Annotated in this window: 11 protein-coding genes; all 11 read left to right on the top strand. The window is 42.3% G+C overall.

Annotated elements, in window-relative coordinates:
* Complete coding sequence (gene asnB, locus AC3WTB_RS01115) at positions 1-1,968, top strand: asparagine synthase (glutamine-hydrolyzing) (RefSeq protein ID WP_492333212.1); 1,968 nt, start codon at positions 1-3, stop codon at positions 1,966-1,968.
* 62 nt (positions 1,969-2,030) lie between these two features.
* The gene (locus AC3WTB_RS01110) at positions 2,031-2,303 is read left to right on the top strand and encodes a YlmC/YmxH family sporulation protein (RefSeq protein ID WP_024424130.1); all 273 of its coding nucleotides are present in this window, start codon (positions 2,031-2,033) and stop codon (positions 2,301-2,303) included.
* A 318-nt stretch (positions 2,304-2,621) separates the two neighbouring features.
* Positions 2,622-3,524, top strand: a complete 903-nt coding sequence (dpaA, locus tag AC3WTB_RS01105) for a dipicolinic acid synthetase subunit A (protein WP_039178673.1) — start codon at positions 2,622-2,624, stop codon at positions 3,522-3,524.
* Entirely contained in the window at positions 3,521-4,114 is a 594-nt protein-coding gene (gene dpaB, locus AC3WTB_RS01100) for a dipicolinate synthase subunit B (protein WP_039178677.1), read from the top strand. Before dpaA ends, dpaB begins: the two co-directional genes overlap by 4 nt.
* A 139-nt stretch (positions 4,115-4,253) precedes the next feature.
* A complete protein-coding gene (gene asd / locus AC3WTB_RS01095) occupies positions 4,254-5,273 on the top strand; it encodes an aspartate-semialdehyde dehydrogenase (protein ID WP_024427010.1) in 1,020 nt (339 codons plus the stop codon).
* 92 nt (positions 5,274-5,365) lie between these two features.
* Positions 5,366-6,580, top strand: a complete 1,215-nt coding sequence (dapG, locus tag AC3WTB_RS01090; RefSeq protein WP_330545098.1) for an aspartate kinase — start codon at positions 5,366-5,368, stop codon at positions 6,578-6,580.
* Between the two features lie 30 nt (positions 6,581-6,610).
* Positions 6,611-7,477 carry a 4-hydroxy-tetrahydrodipicolinate synthase gene (dapA, locus tag AC3WTB_RS01085; protein WP_492333211.1) on the top strand — a complete coding sequence of 289 codons (867 nt, stop codon included), beginning with the start codon at positions 6,611-6,613 and terminating at the stop codon, positions 7,475-7,477.
* Positions 7,478-7,648: 171 nt separating this feature from the next.
* Entirely contained in the window at positions 7,649-9,316 is a 1,668-nt protein-coding gene (rnjB, locus tag AC3WTB_RS01080; protein WP_012010007.1) for a ribonuclease J2, read from the top strand.
* A 324-nt stretch (positions 9,317-9,640) separates the two neighbouring features.
* Complete coding sequence (locus AC3WTB_RS01075) at positions 9,641-10,369, top strand: ClpP family protease (RefSeq protein WP_024424124.1); 729 nt, start codon at positions 9,641-9,643, stop codon at positions 10,367-10,369.
* A complete protein-coding gene (locus AC3WTB_RS01070) occupies positions 10,366-10,602 on the top strand; it encodes a YlzJ-like family protein (protein WP_008344712.1) in 237 nt (78 codons plus the stop codon). Before AC3WTB_RS01075 ends, AC3WTB_RS01070 begins: the two co-directional genes overlap by 4 nt.
* Before the next feature lie 110 nt (positions 10,603-10,712).
* Entirely contained in the window at positions 10,713-13,085 is a 2,373-nt protein-coding gene (locus AC3WTB_RS01065; RefSeq protein WP_492333210.1) for an FtsK/SpoIIIE family DNA translocase, read from the top strand.
* Positions 13,086-13,167: the final 82 nt, after the last annotated feature.

The following is a 13,167-nucleotide window of genomic DNA, read 5'->3' as shown; positions in this document are numbered from 1 at the left end:
ATGTCTATGTGCGGCATTGCAGGCTATTGTCATTTTAACCAAGCACCACTTGATCCTCACATCTTACTGGAGATGAAAAACGCACTTGCTGTGCGTGGACCTGATGATAGTGGTATATATCAAGATGACTCAGTTGGTTTGGTTCATACGCGGCTTTCCATTATCGATATTCAATCTGGGCCTCAGCCAATAACAAATGAAGATGATTCTATATGTGTGATTCTAAATGGAGAGATTTATAATTTCAAAGAATTAAGAGAAGACTTATGGAATAAAGGCCACTTATTTCGTACAGAGACAGATACAGAAGTACTGGTTCATGGCTATGAAGAATACGGAATTTCCTTTGTTGAGCAATTAAACGGAATGTTTGCAGCTGCGATATGGGATAAAAAGAAGAAAGCACTTTATTTGTTTAGAGACCGGTCTGGGATTAAACCGCTGTATGTTTCAGAATGCCGGGGAGGGCTTATTTTCGGGTCGGAAATGAAGGCTCTTTTTCAGCATCCAGACATACAAACTGCGATTGAGCCGGAGGCTGTTATTAGTTATTTATCCTTCCGTTATGCGATCGGCGAGCAGACTTTTTTTAAAGGAATTCAAAAATTACCACCAGGTGTTATCTTGAAAATAGATGAAACAGGCATAACAAAAGAGATCTACTGGCAATATCCGCTCCCAGCTGATGGGATCGATCGGGGAGAACGTTATTATCAAAAGGAATTGTTTGAATTAATTCAAGATAGTGTGCAAAAACAGATGATGTCTGATGTGCCTGTGGGAGCTTTTTTGAGCGGTGGAGTGGATTCGACTTCGATTGTCGCTTTGATGTCCAAATACAAAAACGAGAATATTCATTGTTTTTCGACCAGCTTTGAAGAGGAAGGCTTTTCTGAAGAGAGCTATGCCAAGCTGGCGGCAGATCAATACAATGTCAAGCTTCACTCACATCGAATGAGTGAAGAAGAGTACTTTCAATTACTGCCTGAAGTTGTGAAGCGAAGGGATCATCCTCTTTCTATTCCTCATGAAGTCGCTTTTTACCATATGTCACGGGAAGCAAAAAAGCACGTGACGGTGGTTCTATGTGGTGAAGGAGCGGATGAATTGTTTGCAGGTTATGGACGTGTCTTTAGGAGTCCAGCAGATTGGCGGAAAATTTTATGGCTTCAAAAAAACCGAAAAATGTCCTCCATCCTTTCAAAGGTATTATTTGAACCATCTTTTCAGCAGCAGGTACATCAAATGATCGATCTTGATGGTGAGATGGATCATTACAAAAAAAGGTATGCGTGGTTTACTGCTGGCGAAAAAGAGCAGCTTTTAAGTCGTCACGCTGATTCAATTGATCCCCCTGACTCACACATGAACCAGTTTATCACTCATTGTTTTCAAAAGATGGAGGGAGCGTCGTATGAAAATAAACTGCTTTATTTATTTCAGCAGATTCATTTACCCAATCTGTTAGACCGGCTGGATATGATGACGATGTCACATGGACTAGAAGCACGTGTTCCATTTCTTGACCATCGCATCATCCAATTTGTTAATGACATGCCCTTCAAGTATAAGCTTCCTTATAAGGGACTGCCTAGCAGGCTGCAAGCATTTTTTCAGTCGAGTCTCAAAACAAGTGAAGTACAAGACATTCCAAAATATATGTTAAAAAAGACAATGGAGCAAACGGTGGATAAGCGTATATTATATAGAAGAAAAATGGGTTTTCCGGTTCCAGTGTATCATTGGATGAGCAAAAGAATGAAAGAAATCGAAGAGAAGCTTCTTGACCAACAAAGCTTTGCAACAGAACTCTTTCAAAGAAAACCACTAGAGCAATTTTTACGAAATGATCCGAATCAGAAAAACAAAAATGGAGCGGATCAAAAAGTCTGGATGCTTTACAACTTGGAATTGTGGCATGATCACTATATGAAAGGGACCCAGCTTTCTCTCCAAACGAGTCATTAAAGAGATCTGGTCTATTCCTCTTGCCTGCCGCATATATGATACGGAAGGGAAGTGATGCGATTTTGAGGCTGAGTGAACTGTCAGGAAAAGAGATCGTCGATATTAAAAGAGCGGAGCGGCTTGGCGTGCTTGGACAAACCGACCTTGAAATCAATGAACAGGACGGTCAAATTACAGCACTCATTATACCTTCCGTGAAGTGGTTTGGCTTTCGAAAACAAGGAAATGACATCCGCGTCCCGTGGAATCACATTCAAAAAATAGGATCAGATATGATCATTCTCGATGTGCCTGAAGAACTTCAGCCGCACGGAGAAAAAGAGCACCCACAATAACGGGTGCTCTCAGCGTGTAGACAAACCCTCGCATTCTTTGTCAGGTCTGCGCTCCGGTGCTCACGAATGCTAAATTCGCTCCACTCCGGTGCTCGTCCTTCCTAGACTTCAAAGGTTTTCTATCACGCTGAATAGAAGACAAAGGGCTAAAAGAAAACCCTTTTAGCCCTTTGTCAACAATCTAAGAGCACCCACATGGGTGCTCTTTTTCTTTTCTCTCTCTGATTCGTTCACAGGCTGAATCCTCTCCTCATATGCTGAAAGGGAGATTCAGAAAATATTACAGACTTTTTTAAATAAAGAAGGTGAACGGTCAGTATGTTGAGCGGTTTAACGGTTGCGGTGATCGGGGGAGATGCAAGGCAGCTTGAAATTATTCGCAAGTTGTCACAGCAGCATGCCAAAGTGTTTTTGGTCGGATTTGATCAGCTGGATCATGGATTTATCGGTGCTGAAAAGCTGAAAATGTCTGAACTTCCATTCGAACAAGTAGACAGTATGATCCTGCCAGTATCAGGAGCAACGGATGAAGGCGCTGTTGCTACAGTTTTTTCAAACGAGCAGGTCTTGCTGGAAGCCAAATATTTAGAAAGAACCCCTGCCCATTGTACCTTGTACTCAGGTATTTCAAATACGTACTTAGACAATCTGGCAAAGCAGGTGAACCGGAAGCTTGTGAAGCTGTTTGAGCGAGATGATATTGCCATATATAACTCTATTCCAACAGTTGAAGGGATTATCATGATGGCCATTCAGCAAACGGACTATACGATTCACGGGTCACATGTCGCTGTTCTCGGACTTGGAAGAACAGGACTCACGATTGCCCGCACATTTCGGGCACTAGGGGCAGACGTAAAAGTAGGGGCGGCAGACACGGCACATTTAGCGAGGGCCTTTGAGATGGGGCTTGATCCATTTTCAATGGACCGGTTAAAAGAAGAAGTAACGGACGTTGATATTATCATCAATACCATTCCAAGTCTTGTATTAGATTCATCTGTCATCGTCAGTATGACACCAAAGACACTCATTTTGGATATCGCCTCCCGCCCGGGCGGAACAGACTTTGACTTTGCACAAAAGCACGGAGTAAAGGCACTTCTTGCACCAGGACTCCCGGGGATTGTTGCACCTAAGACAGCAGGACAAATCATTGCAAAAGTGCTTTCCGGGCTTTTATGTGAACTTGCGGAGGAAAAAAGGGGGATGGAATCATGACAACATTAAAAGGGAAAAGAATCGGCTTTGGTTTAACAGGTTCCCACTGTACGTATGAAGCCGTTTTTCCGCAAATCGAAGCGCTTGTAAAAGAAGGGGCAGAGGTGCGTCCAGTAGTGTCGTACACGGTGCAGAGCACGAATACGAGATTTGGAGAGGGAGCCGAGTGGATCGAGCGGATTGAGAAGCTGACTGGATTTCAAGCGATTGACTCAATCGTGAAAGCAGAGCCGCTCGGACCTAAGCTGCCGCTTGATTGTATGGTCATTGCGCCTTTAACTGGAAACTCGATGGCGAAATTTGCAAATGCTATGACAGACAGTCCTGTTTTAATGGCTGCTAAAGCGACCATTCGAAATCATCGACCTGTCGTTTTAGGTATCTCAACAAATGATGCGTTAGGCTTAAATGGTACAAATCTGATGAGGCTGATGTCGACAAAGAATATTTTCTTTATTCCGTTTGGCCAGGATGATCCATTCAAAAAACCGACCTCTATGGTCGCAAACATGGATCTGCTATCTCAAACAGTAGAAGAGGCACTCCAGCATAGACAAATTCAGCCGATTTTAATTGGACCAAACGAATAATAGATTCACTAGAAAATCATGAAAGATTCAAAAAAGATGCTTCAAGCCTTGCTTTTCTATGGTAAAATAAAATGTAAAAAGTCATAGGATGGCCATCCGAAAGAAAAGAATCATGGATGGGTCGGAAGGAGTTTTACTGATGGGAAGAGGATTGCATGTAGCTGTAGTTGGAGCGACTGGAGCTGTCGGTCAACAAATGTTAAAAACACTAGCTGACAGAGATTTTGAAATGGATACACTTACTCTACTATCCTCAAAACGTTCTGCTGGAACAAAAGTGACATTCAGAGGTCAAGAGTACACGGTTCAGGAAGCAACACCTGAAAGCTTTGAAGGAGTAAACATTGCATTATTCAGTGCTGGAGGAAATGTTTCTAAAGCGCTGGCTCCTGAAGCAGTCAAACGAGGTGCGATTGTTGTTGACAACACTAGTGCTTTTCGTATGGACGAAAACATCCCTCTTGTCGTACCAGAGGTAAACGAAAAAGATTTGCATGATCATCAAGGGATCATTGCGAACCCTAACTGTTCAACGATTCAAATGGTAGCGGCATTAGAACCGCTTCGTCAGGCGTATGGAATGAAAAAAGTCATTGTCTCTACGTATCAAGCAGTATCAGGTGCGGGACATGAGGCCATTGACGAACTATACAGCCAATCACAAGCCATTTTAAATAAAGAAGATGTAACACCTGAAGTTATGCCTTATCAAATTGCATTTAATGCGATTCCGCAAATTGATAAATTCCAAGACAATGGCTATACATTCGAAGAAATGAAAATGATCAACGAAACGAAAAAAATCATGCATATGCCAGAGCTCGAAGTAGCGGCAACATGCGTGAGACTTCCAATTGAAACGGGACATTCAGAATCTGTCTACGTCGAACTAGAATCAAATGATGCAACAGTGGAAGACCTCAAATCAATTCTAAAAGATGCACCAGGAATTACGCTGCAAGATGATCCGTCTCAGCAAATTTATCCAATGCCTGCAGATGCTGTTGGGAAAAACGACGTATTTGTCGGCCGCATTCGGAAAGATTTGGACCGTCCAAACGGGTTCCATATGTGGATTGTATCTGATAACCTGCTTAAAGGTGCTGCATGGAACTCAGTTCAAATTGCGGAAAGCTTAAAAGCATTAAAATTAGTTTAACATTCAATGGATGATGAGGACGAACAGAAGAGAGTTAGGCATCTTTCGCCTGCTCTCTTCTGTTACGTCAGAATGAACTTGGAGTGAAAACAGTGAAAATAATTGTCCAAAAATTTGGCGGTACATCTGTCAAAGATGATCAAGGTAGAAAAAGGGCACTTGCACATATCTTATCTGCAAAAGAGAAAGGCTATAAGTCGGTTGTCGTCGTTTCTGCAATGGGACGAAAAGGCGATCCCTATGCGACAGATACGCTGCTTGGTCTGCTTTACGGCAGCGCGCAGCATATGACAAATCGAGAAAAAGACTTGCTTGTTTCCTGCGGAGAGAATATCTCAGCTGTTGTGTTTTCAAGTATGCTGAATGAAAACGGTCTAAAGGCTGTAGCGATGACTGGTGCTCAGGCGGGCTTTGTAACAGATAAGGAGCATACAAGTGCGAAAATTATTGACATGAAGTGCGAACGTCTGGAGGCAGCACTGTCTGAACATGATGTTGTCGTTGTTGCTGGATTCCAGGGAGCCGCGAAAAATGGAGACGTGACAACAATCGGACGAGGTGGCAGTGATACGTCCGCCGCTGCTTTAGGCGCTGCATTGCAGGCAGACTTTATTGATATTTTTACAGATGTAGAAGGCGTTATGACAGCAGATCCCCGTATTGTTGAAAATGCAAAACCGCTAAGAGTTGTGACATATACGGAAATTTGCAACCTCGCATATCAAGGGGCAAAAGTCATTCATCCGAGAGCTGTCGAAATTGCGATGCAGGCAAAAGTACCAATGAGGGTCCGTTCAACATACTCTAATGATGAGGGCACACTCGTTACATCACACTACTCAGATAAAATGAGCCATGATGTGTACGACCGCCTCATTACGGGTATTGCACATGTCAATGATGTGACGCAAATCAAAGTTCCTGCAAAAGAAGGTCAGTACAGCGTACAAACAGAGGTCTTCAAAGCAATGGCAAACGCACAAATCAGTGTCGACTTCTTCAACATCACACCGAGTGAAATTGTGTATACGGTGACAGGTGCAATGACTGAAAAGGCAACGTCGATCCTAAAAGATCTTGGCTATACGCCAATTGTGACAACAAATTGTGCGAAAGTATCAGCTGTTGGCGCAGGCATTATGGGTGTACCAGGTGTCACATCTAAAATTGTATCGGCACTATCCGAGCAAAACATTCCGATTTTACAATCAGCTGACAGTCATACGACCATTTGGGTGTTAGTGAACGAAGAAAACATGAGAGCGGCCGTCAATGCCCTGCATGAAGTGTTTGAACTTTCAAGATAAATGTGATTGAATCATGATGAGGTGAAAAAAATGAATTTCGGAAATATCGCAACAGCTATGATTACACCTTTTGATAAAAAGGGCAACATCGATTTCCAAAAGCTATCAATTCTCATTGATTATTTATTAAAAAACGGCAGTGACTCCTTAGTCGTTGCAGGGACAACAGGCGAATCGCCAACTTTATCGAATGAAGAAAAAGTCGCTCTTTTTCAGCAATCGGTCAAATTAGCAAATGGTCGTTGTAAAATCATTGCAGGAACAGGCAGTAATAATACAAATGCGTCTATCAAACTAACGAAAAAAGCAGAAGAAGCGGGCGTTGATGCAGTGATGCTTGTCGTACCTTATTACAACAAGCCATCACAGGAAGGCATGTATGCACACTTTAAAGCCATTGCCGAGTCTACATCTCTTCCTGTCATGCTTTACAATGTACCAGGAAGAACGGTCGCTTCATTAGCACCAGAAACAACAATTAAGCTTGCACAAATACCTAACATTGTTGCCATCAAAGAAGCAAGCGGCGATCTTGATGCCATGACAAAAATCATTGCTGAGACGCCAGAAGATTTCGATGTATATTCAGGGGACGACAGCTTAACACTTCCGGCTGTATCTGTTGGTGCAAAAGGAGTTGTCTCTGTTGCGTCTCATATCGTAGGGCTGGATATGCAGCAAATGCTGCAAAGCTATGCTTCAGGCCAAACAGCGAATGCAGCATTGATCCATCAAAAGCTGCTTCCAATCATGAAACAGCTTTTCTCAGCGCCAAATCCAACGCCTGTCAAAACAGCTCTTCAGCTGAAAGGACTAGACGTCGGATCTGTTCGTCTTCCGCTTTTGCCTTTGTCAGAAGAAGAGAGACTGGATTTAAGCAGCGTTTTAAACAGCTGATCAAAACAAAAGATTTCGTAAGCGGTCATTCTCAGATGTCCCTGAGTATGACCGTTTTTTATACATAAACACTTTCTTAAAATGTGACTTCATCTTGTTTTCTAAAATTAGATTCAGTTATAATAGCATTAAGCGATGATGGACGGGCTTGAGACTAGGAGGATAAGAATTTTGAAAAAGAAAAATACAGAGAACGTAAGAATTATTGCACTCGGAGGCGTTGGAGAAATCGGAAAAAACCTATATGTCATTGAGATTGATTCGGACATATATGTAGTAGATGCAGGTTTAATGCATCCAGAAAATGAAATGCTGGGCATTGACGTCGTCATTCCTGATATCTCTTACTTAACAGAACGTGCTGATCGGGTGAAAGCAATTTTTCTTACCCACGGACATGATGAAGCAATCGGAGGCGTATTCCATTGCTTGAGCAAATTGTCTGTACCAGTCTACGGAACGAAGCTGACCCTTGCGTTACTTCGAGAAAAATTAAAGCAGTATGGCTTCAATCAAAAAGCTGATTTGCGTGAGGTACATGCAAAATCAGTCATTACTTTTGAAACAACAAAAGTATCATTCTTTAGAACGAATCACAGCATCCCTGATTCAGTTGGGATCAGCTTCAAAACCTCTCTTGGTTCAATCGTATGCACAGGTGATTTTAAATTTGATCAAACCCCAGCGCTTAACCAAGCCTGTGACATCGGAGAGATTGCGAAAATTGGAAACAATGGCGTTTTAGCACTACTTTCAGACAGTGCAAATGCTGAAAAACCAGGCTATACACCTTCTGAGGCGCTCGTCCAAGACGAAATCTCAAATGCGATGTACAATGCTGAAAATCGTGTGATTGTTGCTGTGTCTTCATCTAATATTAACCGCGTGCAGCAGATCATTAATGCAACCAATCAAAATGGCCGTAAGCTTGCCGTTGCAGGGAAGAATATGATGACAACCCTTCAGCTGGCGATCAAGCTTGGTTATGTGACAGCAGACGAAGAATTATTTGTACCCGTTCAAGAAGTGAAGAAAATGGCGAAAAACGATGTGGTCATCCTGACTGCTGGAAGCCACGGAGAGCCGCTTGCTGCTTTAACAAAAATGGCAAAGCAAAATCACAAACAGCTTCATATTGAAAAAGATGACACTGTTGTGATTGCATCTACACCACTTCCTGGACAAGAACTCACATACTCTAAAACAGTGGATTTCCTAACAAGAAGCGGAGCACAAGTCATTTTTGCACAAAAACGTGTGCATGTATCTGGACATGGCTGCCAAGAAGAGTTAAAGCTGATGCTGAACTTACTAAAACCGAAGTATTTAATTCCGGTGAATGGCGAATATCGTATGCAAAAAGCACATTCTCGTATTGCCGAAGAAGTAGGTATGAAACGCAGCGACATTTTCTTGATTGATAAAGGAGATGTGGTTGAGTTTAGAGGACAGAACGTCAAAATCGGTGAAAAAGTTCACCAAGGGAACATTTTAATCGATGGTCTTGGCGTTGGTGATATCGGAAACATCGTGCTACGCGATAGACGCCTGTTGTCTCAAGACGGCATCTTGATCGTTGTCATTACGCTAGATAAACAAAAGAAACAATTAATTTCTGGACCTGAAATCATCACAAGAGGATTTGTCTATGTAAGAGAATCTGAAGAGCTGATTGTGAAAGCAACAGAAATGGTCAAAGGGATTGTCAAAGAGCAAACGGAAAACTCAATTGTTGAATGGTCAACATTGAAACAATCCATGCGCGATGTACTCAATCAATTCCTATATGAAAAAACAAAACGTAAGCCGATGATCATTCCAATTATTATGGAAGTGTGATGAGAAAAGCCCAAAGAGTATAAGCTCTTTGGGCTTTAGATTATTGACAAAGTGCTAAAATGAACTTTATTTTAGCACTTTGTCTTCTTTTTAGCGTGATAGAAAACCTTTGCAGTCTAGAAAGGACGAGCACCGGAGCGGAGCGAATTTGACATTCGTGAGCACCGAAGCGCAGGACTGCGGGCGAATGCGAGGATTTGTCTACACGCTAAGCCCAAGGAGCATAAGCTCTTTGGGCTTTTTTGATGTAGCGTGAGGAATGCGGATGGAATATGGGCTATTTGTTCATAATAGGAGAAGAGTTTGAGGAAAGGATGGAGACAAATGGACGAAAAGAATGAACAGCAGCCTGAGCGAAAGCCAGAAGAAAAAGATAGCATTATGAGCAAAATACAGCAGCTTGGTGAAACAGCCGTTCCGCAGCTGCCGCAAGATACAAATATCCATTGCCTCACCATTATTGGACAAATTGAAGGCCATATGCAGCTTCCACCGCAGAATAAAACAACCAAATACGAACATGTCATTCCACAAATCGTAGCTGTTGAACAAAACCCGAAAATAGAAGGTCTTCTGATCATCTTAAATACAGTAGGGGGAGATGTTGAAGCGGGACTCGCAATTGCAGAAATGCTTGCTTCATTATCGAAACCAACTGTTTCGATTGTGCTTGGCGGCGGCCACTCTATAGGTGTCCCGATCGCTGTATCGTGTGACTATTCGTATATTGCCGAAACAGCCACAATGACCATTCACCCTGTGCGATTAACAGGTCTTGTCATTGGTGTTCCGCAAACCTTTGAATACTTAGATAAAATGCAGGAAAGAGTCATTAACTTTGTCACAAGCCACTCCAACATTACAGAAGAGAAGTTTAAAGAGCTCATGTTCTCAAAAGGCAATTTGACAAGAGACATCGGAACAAATGTCGTTGGTCATGAGGCAGCGGAATACGGACTTATGAATGAAGTCGGCGGTGTAGGACAAGCGATTAAAAAGTTGAACGAACTTATCGGAGACAGGGCATCTCAAAACGAGGGGCTGATCCAATGATTTTATATACGCCTATGCCATATGAAGCCATTTACGCTGAGGAACAGGGAGAACGTAAACTCCAGCAGGTAAACATTCAAGGTGTGCCAGTGATGGTTGAAATGAAAGAAGATGAAGCAGAAATCGTTCAAGTCATGAGCACCAATCCTATGGATTTTCTCAATCAAGAGCTTGCACCAGGCAAGCGATTGAAGTTACATTTAGGCACCAATCAAACCGACTCATATGAATGATTCTATGCTATAATAAAGGGAAAACTTACAACAAGATGCAGCCAAAACCAGGCTGCTTTCTTTCTGATCTTTCGGTAGGTTATATTTTCTTTCGTAGTAAGGTGATGAGTATGGCTAAAAAGAGAAAACGGAAAACGAGAAAAAAACAAAATAAACAGCTAAAACTGAAATATGAATTAAATGGGTTAGTCTGTATTGCCATAGCGATCATTGCCATTTTACAGCTGGGCGTTGTTGGACAAACCTTTGTACATTTATTCCGATTCTTTGCAGGTGAATGGTTTATTCTCTGCCTTATCGGATTATTTCTTTTTGGTGTGACGATTTTCTGGAAAAAACAAATCCCAGATATTTTGACAAGAAGAAAAGCAGGTCTCTACTGCATCATTGCGAGTATCTTGCTTTTGTCACATGTGAAGCTTTTCCAGCATCTTTCATCTGCTGGCGTCATTGGCTCTCAAAGTGTAATTAGAAATACATTTGAGCTTTTCTTGATGGATATGAAAGGCGAAACAGGGTCACCTGATTTAGGAGGCGGCATGATCGGAGCTGTATTGTTTGCTGCTTCTTATTTCTTATTTGCGCAAGCAGGCTCGCAAATCATGGCGATTGTTCTAATGCTGATTGGAATTGTTCTGATTACAAACCGATCCCTGCAGGAAATGGTGAAAAAAGTGACGATTCCTGTATCACAATTTATGGTGAAGCAGTGGAAGGCGTTTGTTGAAGATATGAAAGGAATCAGGCAGGCGAAAAAGAGCGCGTCCTCTCAGAAAACAGGTGAAAAGAAAAAACGTTCACGCATTCAAGAACAGGACGAGGATGATCTGATCTTGATCGAAGAGGAAACGCCGTCTTCTGAGAATAGCCAGCCGATTATTTCAAGCTTTGCAGACAGGGATGACATTCTCACCCCGCCCGTTCAAAAAAAGCAGGCGGCAAAAGAGACAGAGCCTCTTCAAGAGTCTGTGCAAAGTGCACCAGTTCAATTAGATACAGCTGATGAACCAAAAGAGGCGCCGCCGATGACATTTACAGAACTTGAAAACAAAGATTACGAATTGCCGTCACTTGATATTTTGGCAGAGCCGCAGCATTCAGGTCAGCAAACAGATAAGAAAAATATATATGAAAATGCAAGAAAGCTTGAAAAAACATTTCAAAGCTTCGGTGTGAAAGCAAAAGTCACACAGGTTCATTTAGGTCCAGCTGTGACCAAATATGAAGTATATCCAGATGTCGGCGTGAAGGTCAGCAAAATCGTCAATCTAAGTGATGATTTAGCCCTCGCCCTTGCAGCAAAGGACATTCGAATTGAGGCGCCGATTCCTGGTAAATCAGCCATCGGGATTGAAGTTCCGAATGCAGAAATTGCCATGGTTTCATTAAAAGAGGTATTAGAATCGAAGCAAAATGACCGTCCAAATGCTAAGCTCCTTATTGGCTTAGGCCGCAATATCTCGGGTGAAGCCGTGCTTGCTGAAATGAACAAAATGCCGCATTTACTTGTAGCAGGTTCTACTGGAAGCGGAAAAAGTGTGTGTATCAATGGCATTATCACAAGTATTCTCATGAGAGCGAAGCCTCATGAAGTGAAAATGATGATGATTGATCCAAAAATGGTTGAATTAAATGTGTATAACGGCATTCCGCACCTTTTGGCACCTGTCGTAACAGACCCTAAGAAAGCTTCTCAAGCACTTAAAAAAGTAGTCAGCGAAATGGAACGCCGCTATGAATTGTTTTCTCATACGGGGACAAGAAATATTGAAGGATACAATGATTACATTAAACGAATGAATCAAACAGAAGATGCCAAACAGCCAGAGCTTCCTTATATTGTTGTCATTGTAGACGAGCTTGCTGATTTAATGATGGTGGCTTCCTCTGATGTGGAAGACTCCATTACAAGACTTTCTCAAATGGCTCGTGCTGCGGGAATTCATTTGATTATCGCTACACAAAGACCTTCTGTTGATGTCATTACTGGTGTCATTAAAGCCAACATCCCGTCCCGCATTGCCTTTAGTGTATCCTCCCAAACAGATTCACGGACGATCCTTGATATGGGGGGCGCAGAAAAGCTGCTGGGCAGAGGGGACATGCTGTTTTTACCTGTTGGTGCAAACAAGCCGGTTCGTGTGCAAGGCGCCTTTTTATCAGATGAAGAAGTGGAACATGTTGTTGATCATGTGATCACACAGCAAAAAGCCCAATACCAAGAGGAAATGATTCCAAGCGAAGAAACGCAGGATCAGCTTGCAGCTGTGGAAGATGATCTATATGATGAAGCAGTTGAACTGATCATTGGCATGCAGACGGCTTCTGTCTCTATGCTGCAAAGAAGGTTCCGGATTGGTTATACCCGGGCAGCACGTCTCATTGACGCAATGGAAGAGCGAGGCGTTGTAGGCCCATATGAAGGAAGTAAACCAAGAGAGGTTCTTCTCTCAAAAGAACAATATGACGAGCTCTCTTCATAAGTTGAAGAGAGCTTTCCTGAAAAGAAGTAAACGATAGTATGATTATGTTAACTGGATGTCAGACTATTTATTTATTTGCAAA

This window comes from Bacillus sp. EB106-04-04-XG123, from assembly GCF_058791855.1.
The sequence above is the reverse complement of the archived record's forward strand: the minus strand, read 5'-3'. Positions and strand labels throughout refer to the sequence as shown.